The 17,681-nt window shown below is 50.6% G+C and carries 13 protein-coding genes; all 13 read left to right on the forward strand.

All coding sequences use genetic code 11. From position 1 onward, the window contains the following. The first annotated feature begins 4 nt into the window (after positions 1-4). Positions 5-2,800 carry a CHASE3 domain-containing protein gene (locus tag IEW26_RS06900; RefSeq protein ID WP_188591813.1) on the forward strand — a complete coding sequence of 932 codons (2,796 nt, stop codon included), beginning with the start codon at positions 5-7 and terminating at the stop codon, positions 2,798-2,800. 292 nt (positions 2,801-3,092) lie between these two features. Continuing rightward, positions 3,093-4,706 carry a PucR family transcriptional regulator gene (locus IEW26_RS06905; protein WP_188591814.1) on the forward strand — a complete coding sequence of 538 codons (1,614 nt, stop codon included), beginning with the start codon at positions 3,093-3,095 and terminating at the stop codon, positions 4,704-4,706. A 313-nt stretch (positions 4,707-5,019) separates the two neighbouring features. Next, positions 5,020-5,625, forward strand: coding sequence for a 2-oxo-4-hydroxy-4-carboxy-5-ureidoimidazoline decarboxylase (gene uraD, locus IEW26_RS06910; protein ID WP_188591815.1), 606 nt, complete (start codon positions 5,020-5,022; stop codon positions 5,623-5,625). Further along, the gene (gene uraH / locus IEW26_RS06915; RefSeq protein WP_188591816.1) at positions 5,625-6,002 is read left to right on the forward strand and encodes a hydroxyisourate hydrolase; all 378 of its coding nucleotides are present in this window, start codon (positions 5,625-5,627) and stop codon (positions 6,000-6,002) included. The genes uraD and uraH overlap by 1 nt, the downstream gene beginning before the upstream one ends. Before the next feature lie 122 nt (positions 6,003-6,124). Then, positions 6,125-7,441, forward strand: coding sequence for a Zn-dependent hydrolase (locus IEW26_RS06920; protein WP_188591817.1), 1,317 nt, complete (start codon positions 6,125-6,127; stop codon positions 7,439-7,441). 6 nt (positions 7,442-7,447) lie between these two features. Continuing rightward, positions 7,448-8,695, forward strand: a complete 1,248-nt coding sequence (locus tag IEW26_RS06925; RefSeq protein ID WP_188591818.1) for a pyridoxal-phosphate-dependent aminotransferase family protein — start codon at positions 7,448-7,450, stop codon at positions 8,693-8,695. Continuing rightward, positions 8,689-10,284 (forward strand): gamma-glutamyltransferase, encoded by a 1,596-nt coding sequence (gene ggt, locus IEW26_RS06930; RefSeq protein ID WP_188591819.1) that lies wholly within the window; start codon positions 8,689-8,691, stop codon positions 10,282-10,284. Before IEW26_RS06925 ends, ggt begins: the two co-directional genes overlap by 7 nt. Before the next feature lie 103 nt (positions 10,285-10,387). Next, the gene (locus IEW26_RS06935) at positions 10,388-11,713 is read left to right on the forward strand and encodes a 5'-deoxyadenosine deaminase (RefSeq protein ID WP_188591820.1); all 1,326 of its coding nucleotides are present in this window, start codon (positions 10,388-10,390) and stop codon (positions 11,711-11,713) included. A gap of 91 nt (positions 11,714-11,804) precedes the next feature. Next, positions 11,805-12,941, forward strand: coding sequence for an XdhC family protein (locus IEW26_RS06940; protein WP_188591821.1), 1,137 nt, complete (start codon positions 11,805-11,807; stop codon positions 12,939-12,941). Continuing rightward, a complete protein-coding gene (locus tag IEW26_RS06945; RefSeq protein ID WP_188591822.1) occupies positions 12,907-13,557 on the forward strand; it encodes a nucleotidyltransferase family protein in 651 nt (216 codons plus the stop codon). The genes IEW26_RS06940 and IEW26_RS06945 overlap by 35 nt, the downstream gene beginning before the upstream one ends. Before the next feature lie 68 nt (positions 13,558-13,625). Further along, entirely contained in the window at positions 13,626-14,561 is a 936-nt protein-coding gene (locus IEW26_RS06950) for an FAD binding domain-containing protein (RefSeq protein WP_188591823.1), read from the forward strand. A gap of 55 nt (positions 14,562-14,616) precedes the next feature. Beyond that, a complete protein-coding gene (gene pucD, locus IEW26_RS06955; protein WP_188591824.1) occupies positions 14,617-16,935 on the forward strand; it encodes a xanthine dehydrogenase subunit D in 2,319 nt (772 codons plus the stop codon). Next, positions 16,932-17,474 (forward strand): (2Fe-2S)-binding protein, encoded by a 543-nt coding sequence (locus IEW26_RS06960; protein WP_188591825.1) that lies wholly within the window; start codon positions 16,932-16,934, stop codon positions 17,472-17,474. Before pucD ends, IEW26_RS06960 begins: the two co-directional genes overlap by 4 nt. The last annotated feature ends 207 nt before the right edge of the window (positions 17,475-17,681 follow it).

The raw sequence follows: 17,681 nt of genomic DNA on the forward strand, positions 1-17,681 counted from the left end.
CGCGTTGTTTAAAACGAGAAGATTTACGATACGCTCCAAAATTGTATTGGGCTATCTTGTAGTTGTGCTTTTATTTGGTGTGGTACTTCTGGTACTTTCGGCCCAAATTAATGTGCTGCAAAAGGAAAATGATTTTATTAGTCACCATGATCTGGATGTACATAATCTGACAAATGCGATTGAAAAAAATGTGCTCGATATGGAAACCGGGCAGCGCGGATTTATGCTAACCGGGAATGAAACCTATCTCGATCCGTATACCCAGGGGCTGTCTGAATGGGACTCCAATTATAATCAGCTCATTGCACTTATCAGCGATAATCCGGCACAGCAGCAAAGTCTGCAAAATATTAAATCTCATATTAATCGCTGGATCGAGGTTGCCGGTGAACCATCGGTACAGCTCAAAAAAGAAGGAGATCAGGACAAGGTCATCGCTTTTTTCGGCTCCGATCCGGGTAAAATTGAAATCGATCTGCTTCGCTCCCAGCTTGCGGCCTTTCGCAATACCGAGACTATGCTGACGGAAGCAAGGGTGACCGATCTGGCGAACCGCAGCTCCACTTTGCTGACGGTCATGTACACGCTGTGGGGCCTGATTGCAGCAATGTCTATTGCCGCAGCTTTCATCGTCTCCGGTAACATTGTGAAAACGCTGCTGGAAGTGAAACAGACCATCAGTGATATTTCCAAAGGCGGAAATCTGAAGCAGCGTATACGTGTGCGGACAAGGGATGAGGTTGCTGATCTCGGTTATGAAACCAATAAACTGCTGGATGAAGTACAGGAGCAGAACCGTGTAAAGGATCAGATTACAGGCATTGCTACGCTTTTGCAAAATCCAACGACACTCGAAGGGTTATCGCGCTTGTTTCTGAGTGAGCTTGCCGCATTGCTGGAGGTCCCGTATGGTGTGTTGTATTACTGGAAAGGAAATCGTTTATTGCGTGTAGCTGCTTATGCAGGAGATGGTGAAAAGGAACGTTCACTTGGACAAATATCGCTTGCACCGGGTCAAGGCTTGGTAGGGCAATGTGCTGTGGAGAAGCGTGTACTGCGAATGAACGATCTGCCCCAAAATTACATTCGGATTTCTTCTGGCCTTGGCTTTGCATCGGCAAGTTCGCTAACGGTTGTGCCTGTGTTGTTTGAGGGCAAGACGATTGCTGTTCTTGAGCTTGCTTCAATGAAACCATTACAGGAGCGGGCGATGAAATTAATCGATGAATTAACAGTTATATTCGGTGTCTCCCTGCATTCTACGGCTACACGAATGGAGCTGCAGCACCTTTACGATGAATCTCAGGTTCTGAATGAAGAGTTACAGGCGCAATCCGAGAAGCTGCAGCTTCAAACGGAGGAAATGCAATCCCAGACCGAAGAACTGCAAATGCAGACGGAAGAGCTGTATATGTTAAATGAACGTTTGGAGGCTCAGAAGGGTGCTGCCGAGAGTTCAGCCAAAGAACTTGCGAATGTTGCGGATCAGTTGCGTACAAGCTCGGGCTACAAATCTGAATTTCTCGCAAACATGTCACATGAGCTTCGTACACCGCTGAACAGTATGCTGATTTTGTCTGAAATTTTGGCCGAGAACAAACATCAGCACTTGAGTAATGAAGAACAAAATTATGCTTCCGTCATTCACAGATCAGGCAAAGACCTGCTGCATCTCATCAATGATATTCTGGATCTCTCCAAGGTGGAGGCAGGCCAGATGGAGGTGGAGTTTAATAAAGTATATCTGGATACCTTGCCCGAAGTAATGAACCAGTATTTCCTGAAGACCGCCGAGCAGAAAAATCTGGATTTCCGCATTCAGCTGCAAAGTCCGCTCCCGGAATCCATCAAAACGGATGAGATGCGGCTGCATCAAATCCTTCGGAATCTGCTCTCTAATGCGTTCAAATTCACAAGTGAGGGTGAGGTGGCACTGACCATCTCTCAAATGACTCTGGATCATGCCGATCGGGCTGGTCAAGCGACAGAAGTCATCGCTTTTAGTGTGAGTGATACTGGCATTGGAATAGAGGATAGCAAGCTGCTCCAGGTGTTTGAAGCCTTTAAACAGGCCGACGGGGCAACAGCGCGTAAATATGGGGGCACGGGGCTAGGGTTGTCTATTTCGCAATCGCTCGCATCACTGCTGGGTGGTTCCATCTCGGCAGTAAGCCGTCCGGGACAGGGTAGTGTGTTTACACTGTTCCTCCCGTTGTACAGAGAGGGCTCGGATATACCCCATGAGCCTAATGCCAGATTGTTTGTGAGCGAAGCGGCAGGTAGTACAAGTGCTGCATCAGAAGATCAGACCTTGTCTTCACTGGCTTCCGCCTCTTCGACGACATCATTGTTCCAGACACCGGAGGAAAGCCCTGAAATTTGGCTCACACCGCTTGAGGAAGCGATGATAAGCGGGCGTAAAATTCTTGTCGTGGATGATGACATCCGCAACGTTTATGCGCTTGCCAATGCGCTGGAGCATTACGGTATGCATGTGATCTCCGCGCAGAATGGTACCGAATGTCTGGAGCTACTGGAGTATGGTGGACTGAAGCCTGATGTTATTTTGATGGACATTATGATGCCGGAGATGGATGGATATGAAACAACTCGCCAGATTCGGGAGCGGCTGGGCTTGACCGAGATTCCGATTATTGTGCTCACGGCCAAAGCGATGAAGGAAGATAGGGAAAAAAGCATCGCTGCTGGAGCGACGGACTATCTGAGCAAACCGCTCAATGTCAAAGATGTATTGTCCCGAATGAAATTATGGATGACTCACGAAAAAATGGAGATCTAGAGTAATCGGATGTATTTATCCATCTATTCTGTGGAGCGGCTTATTTCAAAAATGAGCATGCTTCAATCGATTTATTGAACCTATGCCATGGATCGCATGATAAATGCGGTTTGTAGGCCATAGGTTTTATTTTTTTCATGTCAGCTTCTTTTCGAAAAATGATGTTATAATACTTAACAACAAATTCAGTTTCGTTGTCTGATGCATATAATGAATGAATATGATAATGAAAAAGAGTCGATTTTTATTTAGATATTTACACTATATGTGAATTATATGGGAGGTGTTGTTCATGCAGCTGACCGTTAAAGAGGCTTTACAGGTATACCCGCTGTCTGAGGCCAAACTGGTGGCGGGCGGAGAAGGGACTTCGCGCATGATGAAATCCGTGAACGTCATGGACGCTCCTGATATTGCGGACTGGATCAAGTCGGGAGAGATGCTGTTCACAACCGCTTTTATTATGAAGGATAGCGAGACGGATGCACTGCATCTGATGCGGCGCCTGAATGATCGTGGGTGTGCGGGACTGGGCATTAAACTCGGGCGTTTCTGGCAGTCCATTCCCGACGGAATTATAGAAGAGGCGGATCGGCTTCGCCTGCCACTGCTGGAGCTTCCGTTCCAGTTCACTTTCTCTGATCAGATGAATGCTTTATTTAAGGTGGAGCATGAACGGAGTCACCGGTTGCTGCATGAAGTGGTACAGAAACAGAAAAAGCTCATGCAGTTTGCACTGCAGCAGCAGCACCACCGCAACGTGTTTGCGGAAATGTCGAGCATCCTGAATTATCCGATTGCAGTCATCGGCTCGCGCGGGCATGTGCTCTATGGCAATGAGGGAATGGGGGAGCAAGCGGTCACACAGGGCTGGCCCTGGAAATCGGTTATGCATCGCGTGAAATGGAATCAGGGCAGCTGTCACCGGGTACCGATCAGGCAAAGTGATGAGGAGTTTGGTTTTCTGCTGGTATATACGGACTCGGCCTTGTCTTTGCGAGCGGAGGAGGAGCTGTTTCAGCAGGCGGCAGATGTGCTTGCCTTTTACATGGATATGACCTATCGGGAGCATATAAATCCGACGGTTCAGGACGAGATGCGTACGCTGCTTACACAATATGTGGATCAGAAACTGACCATTCAGGAACTGATGACTTTGAGTGAAAATAAAGGCATGCATTTGTTCCAGGGCACGTATCAATGTGTGCTGACCACGCTGGAGCCGAACGTTTTTGCTGAGGGTAAACTGCTCAAGCAGATTCACCGGGAGCTGCAGTACAATCCGCTGATGCAATTTACGGCCTCCCACCATTTTCAGATGAATGAAGGCATTCTATCCATCTATACCTGTCCAACAGGACGGGATTATGGGGATGAGTTATCTGCTTTTCTCCTGAACCGATTCGGGGATGTGCTCACTGCACAGGAGGCAAAAGGAGCGCCGGGGCCCCGTTTCTGGATCAGTAAAATGAAACATGAACCCGTGTCGCTGCGTGAAGCGTATCATGAATGTCTGGATACACGTCAGCTTGCTCACCGGTTTGGAATGAAGGATCGCGCGCTGCAATTTGAAATGCTGGAGTTTGCATATGTATTTCAGCATGTACCTGAGCAGATTATGGAGAACTACTGCAATAAGGTGCTGGAGCCTTTACTAGCCAAAGACGGTGATCCCAATCAGGTGCTTATGAACACGCTGGAATCCTTTATCGAGAACGATGGACTGATTAATGAGGCAGCCAAACAGCTGTTTGTGCACCGCAACACCGTTACCTACCGTATGGAAAAGATCGGCAGCCTGCTGCAAATGGATTTCAAAAAAACGAATGATCTGCTCAAACTGAAGCTGGTGTTCACCTTCCGTAAATTCGTACGTGATAAAGCAACGGCCAGACCCCGCATCTGACAAATGAAGGCTTCAGAAATGATGGATTAAAAAATAATGATGTGAGATAGAAAACTGGATTAAAGTTTTCCGCCCATCAGGCCGTGTGAAGTATAACAACGTATCAACCACAGAATAAACCGCACCTTGTTATTTGAGGTGCGGTTTATTGACGTTGAAAGAGGAAAAGCACATGCTAACCCGTGCATGAATAACAATCCACATGTTTTATGTTATGTTATATAACAAATTTGCGTAAATAATGTTGCCGCGGAACGAGATGGCGCTTAATATAAGGAAAAATCATCGCTATAAAAAGACCGGGGGGGTTAACATGCACAATCTTCTTCATCTCGTTAACAGCTGGTCTGAATCACAATTTGTACAGACCTTTGGTTCTTTATTTGAAGATTCAGCCTGGATTGCAGAGCGCTCCGCTCCGCTGCGACCCTTCGATTCCTTCGAAGAGATGATGCAGACCATGATACAGCAAGTTCTAGGCTCGGAGTATGAAGAACAGCTGGAGCTGCTTCGCAAGCACCCCGACTTGGGGGCAAGGATCAGCATGAGCAGCAGTTCGGTACGGGAGCAGGCCGGTGCGGGTCTTGATTCGCTTACGCCGGAGCAATTTAAGGAAATGCAGCAGTTAAACAGCACATACACAAGCCGATATGGCTTTCCATTTATAGTTGCAGTGAAGGGGCATACAACCGAATCGATTCTTGATTTGATGAGACAGCGACAAGGGCGAGCCTCGCAGCAGGAGTTTGAGACGGCATTGAAGGAAGTGTTCAAGATAGCCGGGATACGTCTGCAGCAATGGCTCGAAGAACATGGGCAGGAAACTGAATCCGGGCAAAGTTCTTCTAAGTCGTTTTCTTCAATGAACGTATCGTATACAAACCGTGCCGAGAAGATCCCGGAAGAAGGTGATATCTGATGGAGCAGCATAACGGTCGCATTACGACTCATGTGCTGGATACGTCCAGAGGTGTGCCTGCTGCGGGGATCAGAATTGAATTGTATTTTATAGAACGCACAGGAGCAGAAGCAAGCAGCATCAAGTTGACAGAAATGCTGACCAATGCAGATGGACGACTGGATCAGCCTATGCTTGCGGATGGAAAACTTCAAACGGGTGAATATGAGCTGCTTTTTCACGTGCATCCGTACTTCGTACACAGTAACAAAAATGATCCGCCAAGCTGCTTGTGGACTGCGGTGCCGATCCGTTTTGCTGTATCCGATGCCACAAGTCACTACCATATCCCCCTCTTGATTGCTCCGGGAGGATACAGCACATATCGAGGAAGCTGATGAGGCTGATCAAGAACAAAATAAAGAACAACAAAATAAGAAATCACAGAATAACAGGAAATCTGAAATGAAGCAATAACAACTATGAGAAGGTATGTGTAAAGGGACGGAGGTAAGACGCTATGAATGAGTCCGGGCGATATGCCTCTTTCAATACAAACGATTTCCTCGCAAAAGTCATAAGCCTCCCGGATGTAGAGAAGGTAGAACTGCAAGCCATGTTAGATTGGCTGGCTGGTTATGGAGCGGACGAACAGGGCGGTGTAACGAGGTTGTTATATGACAGGGCGTGGTGTGATGCACAGCAGGCTCTCGCTGTTAAAATGCAGGAAAAGGGGCTTACGGCCGAGTTCGACCAGTCCGGCAATCTGTTTGGCACACTGCAGGCCGATCCTGACTCTTCCGCTGCGAGTGCACACGATCTGCCCATCGTTACTGGCTCACATATTGATTCCGTAGTACACGGTGGCAAATATGACGGGGCCTACGGCGTTGTGGCCGGAATACTGGCTCTGGAATATTTGAAGCAGCAGTTCGGAGCCCCTCGGCGTACGCTCCAGGTTGTTTCGCTTTGCGAGGAGGAGGGCAGCAGATTCCCCTTTGCCTATTGGGGCTCGCGCAGTATAACGGGCGCAGCTCATCTGCAGGATGTGCGTGAGCTTCAGGATGCTGGCGGGGTGAGGTTTGAAGACGCGATGACTCAGGCGGGTTTTGGACCTGGTAGCCATTATCGGGCAGCCGAGCGCAAGATTGGAGCGTTTATCGAGCTTCATATCGAGCAAGGACAGGTGCTGGAACGTCTGGGGCATTCCATCGGTATCGTATCAGCTATTGTAGGCCAGAAGAGGTTCAGTGTGACGGTTAGTGGAGAAGCCAACCATGCAGGCACAACACCGATGATCTGGCGGAGGGATGCACTTGCCGGGGCTGCCGACATGATCAGTGCAGTCAGACGAATTGCGCTGCAGGCAGGGCAGCCGCTTGTGGCAACGGTAGGACAGATTATCCCCGATCCGGGTGTAGGCAATGTAGTGGCAGGGCGAGCCGTGTTTTCGCTCGACATTCGGCATATCCAGCAGGAGAGCATAGAGCAATGCTGGAAGCAGATGCTGGAGGCTTTTACCACGATTGCAGAGGAGCATCAGCTTGAGCTGGATTGGGAAGAGCATCTGTCAGTTGCTCCTATAGCTATGAATGCCGGGATTATTCAGGACATTCAGGAAATCTGTATCCAGGAGCAGTTGTCCAGTCACACGATGGCAAGCGGTGCCGGTCATGATTCGCAGATTTTCCAGCCTGCATGTCCGACGGCGATGGTGTTTGTACCGAGCTCCAGCGGAATCAGTCATAATCCGCTTGAATTCACAACAGAGGAAGATTTGATGCGGGGCTTTCGGGTACTGGTCAGACTGCTCTACAAATACGGTTACGGGAGCTGAATGAACATGGCTGTCTATAAAGAGTTATCGCCGTCCTTGCGGACCATTATGACCCCGGGACCTGTTGAAGTTGACCCACGTGTATTACGAGCGATGTCCTTCCCTGTTCTCGGGCAGTTTGATCCCGAATTCACTTCACTTATGAATAACACGATGGCTATGCTTCGTGAGTTATATATGACGAGCAACGTATGGAGTTACCCGGTGGACGGTACGTCCCGCTCCGGCATTGAAGCCGTGCTGGTTAGTCTGATTCAGCCGGGAGACAAGGTGCTTGTGCCAGTCTACGGCAGATTCGGCCATTTGCTCGTGGAAATCTCAGAGCGATGTGGCGCTGAGGTTGTTTTTGTTGACACAGAGTGGGGGAAGGTCTTCGATCCGGAAGAAATCATCAAGGCCATTCATCTGCACAAGCCAAAGCTCGTTGCTGTGGTGCACGGTGAAACCTCAACGGGTCAGATGCAGTCTCTGGCTGACGTTGGCAAGGTGTGCCGGGAACTGGACATCCTGCTGGTGGTAGATGCCGTTGCAACCATTGGCGGTACGCCTGTAGAGACAGATGCATGGTATCTCGACGCCGTGATTGGTGGAACACAGAAATGTTTGTCCGTGCCGTCCGGCATGGCGCCGATCACCTACAACAATCGTGTAGAGCAGCAGCTGATGAGCCGCAAAACGATCGAACGTGGACTTCGGGACGCAGATGGTGCTCGAGCTGGAGAGCGAACGATTGCAAGCAATTATCTGGATCTGAGTCAACTGCAGGATTATTGGGGGCCAGCAAGGCTGAACCATCATACGGAAGCTACATCCATGCTTTATGGTCTATATGAAGGGCTGCGCATTGTGCTTCGGGAAGGACTGGAGGCGCGTTATCAGAGACATCGAATCAATGAACAGGCACTAATGGCAGGCATTGAGGGAATGGGACTGTCATTGTATGGTGATCTGTCCAGCAAGCTGCCGATGGTGACCTGTATTCACATTCCTCAAGGCATCGACGGGGAAAGCGTCAGAAATATGCTGCTGTATGATTTTGGTATCGAAATTGCAAGTTCATTCGGTCCGTTAAAAGGGAAAATCTGGCGCATTGGCACGATGGGGTTCAGCTGTCAGCGTAAAAATGTGCTTCATGTGCTGGGTGCTCTGGAAGCGGTGCTGCGGCGCCACGGTTGTAGTGTATCCTCGGGCGAAGCGGTGCAGGCGGCTCTGGACGTCTATGCAGGGAAAGGGAAGGAGGGAGTATTATGCTGAATCAGATGCCAATGGCAACAAGCTCCATGGTGACGACACCACATTATCTGGCAAGTGCTGTTGGAAGCTCTATACTGCAGCAGGGTGGCAATGCCTATGATGCTGCGGTAGCGGTAAGTGCAGCACTTGGTGTGGTCTATCCACATATGACCGGAATAGGCGGCGATGCATTTTTTCTGATTCATGATGGAGCGAGTGGCGAGATTACGGCGTACAACGGAAGCGGTCGCTCGGCGTCCTGCCTTCATGCAGATACATTCAAAAAGATGGGCATGAACGACATTCCTCGGCGCGGGGTACTTAGTGCGATTACCGTACCGGGGATGGTGGATGCATGGTGGGCGGTCTGGTCCCGTTACGGCAGACTGGCGTGGGAGCAGCTGCTTGAACCGGCCGTTCAGTATGCAGACCAAGGCTGCCCGGTATCGCGCGATCTGTCGTTATGGCTGGAGCAGGATGCGGAGCTGATTATGGGACATACGCCGCTGCGAACCGTATTTGCCCCGGAGGGTACTCTTTTGCAGGAAGGAGACCTGCTCATTCAGAAACAACTGGCAGCCTCCTTGCGACAGCTTCAATCGGGTGGACGGGAGGCGTTCTACACGGGGGAGCTGTGCAAACAGATAACTATGGCGATTCAGGAGGATGGAGGTATGCTCACGGCAGCGGATTTTGCGGCACATCAGGGCGAGTGGGTAAAGCCAATCAGCACGAATTATCGTGGTTATGAGGTTCATCAATTGCCGCCCAACACACAGGGCTTCTCCATGCTGATGATGTTAAATATGCTGGAGCATGTAGATATGGCTGCCTTAGCACGTACGTCCCCTGAGTTTTACCATCTGATGGCGGAAGTGGTGAAAAAGGCCTTTCGAGACCGGGATCGGTATCTGACAGATCCTGATTTCAGGGAGATTCCTCTGGAGCGTCTGTTATGCAAAAGCTATGCAGATGAATTATGGAGCGAAATCCAGTCTCATCCGACAACGGCTCAACCGTTTTTGTCCCAAGCCATGGGTCAGGATACGGCGTATGCAGCGGTGGTGGATGCCGAAGGCAATGCGGTTTCCTTTATTCAAAGCCTGTATTTTGATTTTGGCGCAGCTTATGTACCGGGAAATACAGGAGTTTTGATGCAGAACCGAGGTTCGTTTTTTTCACTGGACTCGAGGGAAGCCAACGTGCTGGAGCCAGGTAAACGTACTTTTCATACGCTTATGCCCGCTTTGGTCACACGTGACGGAAAGCCTTATATGCTCTTTGGCACGCAAGGCGGGGAAGGGCAGCCGCAGACGCAGTTATCTGTTCTCACAGGTGTAGTGGACTATGGCATGAGTATACAGGAGGCGATCAATCTGCCGCGCTGGCTGTATGGACGTACCTGGGGAGAACAAAGTGATACGCTGCGTGTAGAGAATCGATATCACGACGACGTGTGTGCTGCTCTCGCCAGCTGGGGACATAAAGTGGAAGCTAGAGCGCCGTGGGATGGAGTCATGGGGCACGCACAGGGCATCGTTATTCGAGAGGACGGTATGATCAGCGGTGCGGCTGACCCCAGGGGAGACGGCATGGCTATTGGTTTGTAGGTTTGTAGCTTTGTAGTCATTAGATGAAGGCGGGTCTTCCGACATCCCGTAGAGAGTGGACATAACCAAGTAGAGAAGACAGAACCGGATGGGGGAGATTGGCATGGGCACGATTTTGCTCAAGGGCGCACAGCTGGTCACGATGAATGCAGAGGAAGACGTATTTACGGGAGATCTGCTGATAGAAGATAACAAAATCAAAGAAATTGCAGTGGACATTGAAGAAAGTCAGGCGGATCAGGTGATAGATGCGAGGGGCAAGGTGCTGTTGCCCGGCTTTATCCAAACACATATTCATCTGTGTCAGACACTGTTTCGCGGACGTGCAGATGATATGGAGCTGATGGATTGGCTGCGCAAGCGTATCTGGCCGTTGGAAGCCGCACATGATGAGGAGTCTGTGTATTACTCGGCAATGCTTGGACTTGGTGAATTGATCTCCAGCGGCACGACAACGATTCTGGACATGGAAACGGTGCATCATACGGAATCTGCTTTTCAGGCCATGGCACAGAGCGGTATTCGGGTCATCTCCGGCAAGGTAATGATGGATCATGGAGATGAGGTGCCTGTACCTCTGCGTGAAAATACAGCGGAGTCGCTGCAGCAAAGCGTGGATCTGCTGGAGAAGTGGAACGGATTCGGCGGCGGACGCATTCAATATGCGTTCTGTCCGCGGTTTGTCGTTTCCTGCACGGAGGAATTGCTGGTGGAAGTGCGCGACCTTTCCAATAAATATCACGTCAAGGTCCACACCCATGCTTCAGAGAACAGGGGCGAGATTGAACTCGTTGAACATGAACGCGGCATGCGCAACATCGTTTATCTCGATCACATCGGGCTGGCTACACCCCGATTGGTGCTTGCGCATTGTGTGTGGCTGAGTGAGGAAGAGAAGGAAATTATCCGCAAGCGCGGAGTCAAGGTCACTCACTGTCCAGGCTCAAACATGAAGCTTTCTTCCGGGATTGCAGAGATTCCCGATCTGCTGAATCGGCAGATTGCCGTAGGTATTGGTGCAGACGGGGCTCCATGCAACAACAATCTGGATATGTTTCAGGAGATGCGAATGACGGCGCTGATTCAGAAGGTGCCGCATGGACCAACGGTGATGGATGCCAGAACGGTACTGCGCATGGCAACGATGGGTGGCGCAGAGGTACTGGGCATGTCCAAGGAGATCGGCAGTCTTGAAGCAGGCAAAAAGGCGGATATGATTCTGCTGGATCTCGATGATTTTCACACGTACCCTTCCTATGAAACAGATATATATTCCCGTGTCGTTTATTCGGCAACCCGAAGCTGTGTGGACACAGTCATTATTGATGGCAGCGTTGTGCTGAGCAACCGCAAAATACAAACGATCGACCGCAGTATTGTGCTAAGGGAGTCGGATAAAAGCATTGCACGTCTGATGAAGCGGATGTAACGACCGCACAAGACCTGTTTGAGATTAGTCTGTTTGATGTTGATTTGTTGGCTCGATCTTAAAAAGATGGCATGGAAAGGCGGCGGCTCAGATGGAGATGCATGATCTATGTGCAATTGCGATGCGGGAAGCACGAAGCGTGCTCGCCACAGCCATCAAGGTTGAGGGTCATGCTTACCGCAAGCAGGGAGTTTCGATGCTGCTGACCGAGGACGGCTGCATATATGGCAGTATCAGTCCGGGCTGTCTGGAAAGTGATCTTCAGGAGCGGGTAAGTGGTGTACTGGAGACGGGACAGCTGGAGCTGGTTGCCTACGATATGCGGCCAGAGGATGATCTCTCCTGGGGAGAAACAATTGGCTGCGGTGGCCTCGTCATTGTACTGCTGGAGCCGATCCGTGGAGAACTGCGAACGATGATGCAGCAGATGCAGTTATGTTTGGATACCGGCGCATCGGTTTCATTGATCAGGTCTTTCGATGAAGAATGGCGGGGAGTTACGTATGCATGCGCCAAGCTGGATTCCGGCCGAAGACCGCTCGTTCCGATGAAAAAGGATAAAAAGGATCGAAACGATAGAAAGGATAGAAAGGATAGAAAGGATGGAAAGGAACTCTCAAGTAAGCCTCTGATGACTCTACATTACCCAAAGGCTGTAATTGATGAGTGGAACCTTCCTCGAAAGTTAACATCGGTGTATGTACCTAAGCCGCGTTTGATCATCATAGGAGCGGGAAATGACGTTATGCCTGTTGTTAAGCTCTCCCTATTGGCCGGGTTCCGGGTGCTTGTAACAGATTGGCGGGAGTCTTTATGTACAGCTGAACGATTTCCTGAAGCAGAGCTGATATCAGGTTTTCCTCAGGAGGTCTGTGGTCAATTGAACATTCATGAGCAGGATTATATTCTTCTGATGAGTCACCAATTTCCACGGGAGCGTGAATGGCTGGCCCTTCTCGCGAATCGTTCTTATACCTATCTTGGCATTATGGGTTCACGTACCCGAACAGTGCGTTTGCTGGATGGCATGCCGCCTCTGAAGCATCTGCATAGCCCGGTTGGCTTGTCGATCGGAGCTGATGGGCCGGAAGAGATTGCGATAAGTATTGCTGCTGAGCTGATTGCGTGTCGACGTAAAATGCAGAAAGATGCCGGGATTGCCACGGCAATGATTGAAAAAGGGAGCGATGCTTATGCAAACGACAGGTATCGTTCTGGCAGCTGGTAACAGCAGCAGACTCGGACGGAATAAACTCTCGGTGACGATGCCGGATGGAATCGCGCTTGCGGCCTGGACACTGAAGGCCGCCCTGAGCTCAACTTTGGACCAGATTATCTGTGTTGTTAAACCTGGAGATCACCTCGAATGGCTGCCGGAAGAATGCCTGCGAACAGCCACGGGCAGGTATACTACTGCACCCGGACTGCGTATTGCAGTCTGCAATGATCATGCTGGCGGTATGGCTAATTCAATACGCTGCGGTATCTGGACAGCTATGGAGTACAGGCCGGAGGGGGTGCTGATGCTAATGGCGGATCAACCCCTAATTACGGCACGGCATATTAATGGTGTTCTGGACGCACTGGCTTCCCATCCAGATGCTGATTATGCGGCCGCGGCTGAAGATGCGGATGCGAAGCCGCCGGTTGCTTTTCGTTCCCACATGTTCGGCCCGCTGTTATCTCTCCAGGGTGACGAGGGTGCTCGCAAAATACTTCGCAAATCCATATACAGAGGCGTGAAGGTCCCCTTATCGCGGGAAAGCTTCTGGGATGCAGATACGGAGCCGCAGTTGCAGAAAATCCTGACTTATGCAGAAGGACAGCTGTGGAGAGAGGCTTGATGATGGATTTTGGCCATTGTTAACGTCGATTGCATATAAACAACCCATATAGAAAGGAGGGGGAAGCCATGGCAGCACCAGCATACGGATCAGGAGCGCAGCCTTTTGTATGGCAGCCGCATAGTTTGCAGGAACTGCAATCCATCAGAGAACAGCTTCAAGGGGCATGGTGTTATACCGCTGGAGCCACGTTGCTGCGTACCCAATGGGAGGCAGAATTGAAAGCTCTGTCTCAGCATCTGGTTAGCCTGAGCTGCATTCCCGAGATGAGCGGAATCACTGTACAAGGGGATTACATTGTAATTGGGGCTATGACCCGATTAAAAGCATGTGCAGCATCCCCCTTGGTACAGCAGCTTTCGATTCTGCACGAAGCGGTTCTGTCTATTGCCGCTCCTTCTGTACGAAACCTGGCAACCATTGGAGGGAATATCGCATCAGGGATCGGGGATACACTGCCTGCATTGCTCGTATATGACGCCGAGCTGCAATGGATGACATGCCATGGCATGGAGATTCAGCCTGTCACCGCATGGCTTCTTGACGGCGGTATTCGCGGACGAAGCGAAGAAGATGTACTAGTATCGGTTCATATTCCAAAGCATCAAGATCGAGAAGGCGGCTCGTTTCCTTCTCAAGCACACAGCAGCCCTGTGCCAGCTCGAAAGCGTGAGGTCGCCTTTTACCGCAAACTGGGGCGCAGGGAGGTATTCACGGCCTCGCTTGTGACGGTCGCTTTATTCGGAGAGATTAATCTGGAAAATGGACGCTGGGAACGAATTGCAATAGCGGCTGGCGGCGGCTCTGGCCTGGCGATGAGACTGACAGAATCGGAGCAGCTGCTTCGAACCGGATCAGCGGAGGCGGCCCAGGCCCCCATGCTTGCTGCTCAGGTCATGGCTGAATTTACAACCTACACCGATGCTTTTGCAACAGAAGACTACAGGAAGCAGGCGGCAGGCAATATGCTTGGAGCTGAGCTGTGGCAGGCATTCCAACCATAGGATTTTTCAATGGAATACCCTAATAACTATCGAGCAATGAAGGGAGAGATAGAGCATGCTGCTTAACCGAGAACAGAGTGGAAAACGTTGGCACCTGCGGCCGGATGGCCCTCCGAAGGTTACGGGGCAGCTGCAGTATCTGACCGATATGAGCTCACCTGATATGATTTATGGCAAAGTGCTGCGGAGTGCTTATCCGCATGCAAGGCTGCTGTCCATCGATACATCGGAAGCCGAAGCAATGGAAGGTGTGCACGCCGTCTTAACAGCCAAGGATGTGCCCGGGCTTAACCGTTTTGGCATCGCCACACCGGATCAGCCGGTGTTCTGTGAGGATCTCGTTCGGTATGTCGGTGATGCCATTGCCGCTGTTGCTGCCGATTCTCCCGAACGGGCCATGCTGGCTCTGGCTGCCATTCGGGTGCAATATGAAGAGCTTGAGCCGCTGGACAGCACGGATGCAGCACTTGCTCCCGGTGCGCCTGAGCTGCATCCGCACGGCCCGGGCAACGTTCTGCACCGAACGGAGGTTAAACGGGGGGATGCCGAGCAAGCTTTTGCCTCTTGTGCTTATGTTGTAACAGAGACCTATTATACGCCAAGACAGATGCATGCATATATGGAGACAGAGGGTGGTCTTTTTGTACCAGATGAAGCGGGGCGTTTGAATGTCTATGCGGCTACGCAGCATGGATATAAAGACCGCATGCAGCTGGCCCGGATTATCGGCTGTCCCGAGGAGCATATTCGGGTCATATCTTCCCCTATTGGAGGTTCATTTGGAGGTAAGGATGAACTGAATGTGCAGCCTTACGGGGCGCTGCTTGCTTTGAAATGCGGTCGTCCAGTCAAGATGCATAACTCCCGTAAGGAATCGGTAAGGGCCGGCTTGAAACGCCATCCGATGAAGATCGAGATGCAGACGGGCATAAGCCGGGAAGGCATTTTGCAGGCGCACCGTGTTCGGATTACAGCGGATACGGGAGCCTATGCTACCCTTGGAGCCCCTGTGCTGAATTTCTGTACCGAACACTGCATGGGGCCATATGTGATTCCGCACGTTGATGTAGAGGGAGTATCTGTTTATACCAATAACGGGTTATCAGGCGAATTTCGCGGTTTTGGCGGCAATCAGGCGATCTTTGCAATGGAAGGACAGATGGATCGGCTGGCACAGATGATAAATATGGACCCATGGGAATTTCGCAGACGTAATTTGCGGCAAAAGCATGATCCGGGGCCATTGAATCAGCAGATTCTGCCTACGGATGGACTTTCTCAAGTGTGGGAGGCGCTGGATCGCTCCGATCTATGGCAAAAGCATCTTCATCCCGAAGGGGAAACGTCACGTCCACCCTGGATAAAACGTGGGGTCGGGGCAGCCATCGCAATGCATGGTGCAGGGCTGGGGTATGGTATTCCAGATCCGGCGGGGGGACGTCTTTCCTTGAACGCAGAGGGTAAGATCGAAGTAGCGTTCAGCTATGAAGAATTCGGGCAGGGTCTCGTTGCTACGCTGGAGATCATGCTCTGTGACCTGTTTCAGTGCCACACCTCTGATCTGAGCATCGTCATTGGAGATACGGATCGTGTACCTCATAGCGGCTCCAGTACGGCTTCCCGTTCGACAACAATGGCCTGGATGGCTCTGCAACGGCTGCAGCATGGTTTCCGTTCGAAGGTGCTCGCTGTGGCCTCCGAGATTTCAGGTATTCCTGCCGATAATCTGATGACTGGACCCGGGGGGATATGGACGAAAGGGCAGGATTCATCATCTTTGTCTTCTTCCCGCTTGGTGGCTGCTTATGCGGAGCTTGTACAGCGTCGTGGTGAAGCGAAGGATTGGATATTTGATACGACCTTTCAATATCCGACCACACCCGATCATGTTGTAGGCGGTCACTACCTCTATACGTATGCCGCAGTAGCCGCGGAGGTGGAGGTCAATATGCTGACGGGAGAAACCAGACTTCTGGATACACGCCATATCGTGGCTGCGGGCCCGGTCATTAACCCGATGGGGTACGTAGGACAGATTGAAGGCGGAAGTGTGATGGCTCTTGGATTTACGCTGACCGAGGATGCTGTTATGCAGAACGGTCGCTATGTGACGTGCAATCTGGACACGTATTTAATTCCAACCATCAAGGACATTCACACAAATCTGGAAGTAGAAGCCATTGAGGATTTGCCTGAAGGTGATGCATTCGGACCGAGGGGTATTGGCGAGATTGGTTCTGTAGCGCTGGCTCCTGCGATTACTGGAGCGATCCATCAGGCTACAGGGGTGTGGGTTAGCCGCCTTCCTGTGCCGAGGGAAGAGTTGACCCGAGCCTTTAATGTTTTTTTGCCGGAAGGAGTGAGGCCATCATGAAAAACCTGCCACTTGAACAGGAATGGAGCGCCGTAGTGAATGGACATCCCAGACAGCTGTCTGTAGCTCCCGGAACCCGGCTTGTCGATATGTTGCGAAATGAATTACAGCTGACAGGCACGAAAGTGTCCTGTGAGGTTGGACGTTGCGGTGCATGTATGATTCTGCTGAATGGTGAGCCTGTGAATGCCTGTCTTGTCATGGCTTATCAGTGTGATGGCGGTGAAATTACAACGATCGAAGGGCTGGGCGGCGAGCAGGAGGGAGAGCTGCATCCCATTCAGCAAGCCTTTGTAGAAGAGGGAGGATTCCAGTGTGGTTACTGCACACCTGGCATGATTATCTCAACAAAAGCGCTGCTGGATGAGTGCCCGAGCCCTACTCAGGAGCAGATCGAAAACGGATTATGCGGCAACCTTTGCCGCTGCACCGGCTATGGTGGAATTATAAGAGCGGTGAACAAAGCAAGCGAGCGATATGGTGGAAAAGAGAAAAGCGGCACAACGGCAACAGAAACGGCAATAGAGTCTGCTAATTAATCAAAAAATCAGAAACAACGCAGTCCAGGCCGTCTCTATCTGCTTGTTGATTATGCAAATGTAAAATAACTACATTTTTCACCCTAGTAAATATATTATGGTAATATTATGAATAATAGAGAATATTCTGCGAATGGAGTGATAAAGCAAGCTCAAAACGCAGAAATTCTTTATTATTTTTTTGCGTTGGAGGCATAGGATGAGAAA

Origin of the sequence: Paenibacillus silvae (assembly GCF_014639235.1) — a bacterium.
Lineage (GTDB): Bacteria > Bacillota > Bacilli > Paenibacillales > Paenibacillaceae > Paenibacillus > Paenibacillus silvae.

Bases quoted from the DNA above. Each gene is read 5' to 3' on its own strand.
- IEW26_RS06905 (WP_188591814.1), top strand. From the start codon at position 3,093: ATGCAGCTGACCGTTAAAGAGGCTTTACAGGTATACCCGCTGTCTGAG.
- uraD (WP_188591815.1), top strand. From the start codon at position 5,020: ATGCACAATCTTCTTCATCTCGTTAACAGCTGGTCTGAATCACAATTT.
- uraH (WP_188591816.1), top strand. From the start codon at position 5,625: ATGGAGCAGCATAACGGTCGCATTACGACTCATGTGCTGGATACGTCC.
- IEW26_RS06920 (WP_188591817.1), top strand. From the start codon at position 6,125: ATGAATGAGTCCGGGCGATATGCCTCTTTCAATACAAACGATTTCCTC.
- IEW26_RS06925 (WP_188591818.1), top strand. From the start codon at position 7,448: ATGGCTGTCTATAAAGAGTTATCGCCGTCCTTGCGGACCATTATGACC.
- ggt (WP_188591819.1), top strand. From the start codon at position 8,689: ATGCTGAATCAGATGCCAATGGCAACAAGCTCCATGGTGACGACACCA.
- IEW26_RS06935 (WP_188591820.1), top strand. From the start codon at position 10,388: ATGGGCACGATTTTGCTCAAGGGCGCACAGCTGGTCACGATGAATGCA.
- IEW26_RS06940 (WP_188591821.1), top strand. From the start codon at position 11,805: ATGGAGATGCATGATCTATGTGCAATTGCGATGCGGGAAGCACGAAGC.
- IEW26_RS06945 (WP_188591822.1), top strand. From the start codon at position 12,907: ATGCAAACGACAGGTATCGTTCTGGCAGCTGGTAACAGCAGCAGACTC.
- IEW26_RS06950 (WP_188591823.1), top strand. From the start codon at position 13,626: ATGGCAGCACCAGCATACGGATCAGGAGCGCAGCCTTTTGTATGGCAG.
- pucD (WP_188591824.1), top strand. From the start codon at position 14,617: ATGCTGCTTAACCGAGAACAGAGTGGAAAACGTTGGCACCTGCGGCCG.
- IEW26_RS06960 (WP_188591825.1), top strand. From the start codon at position 16,932: ATGAAAAACCTGCCACTTGAACAGGAATGGAGCGCCGTAGTGAATGGA.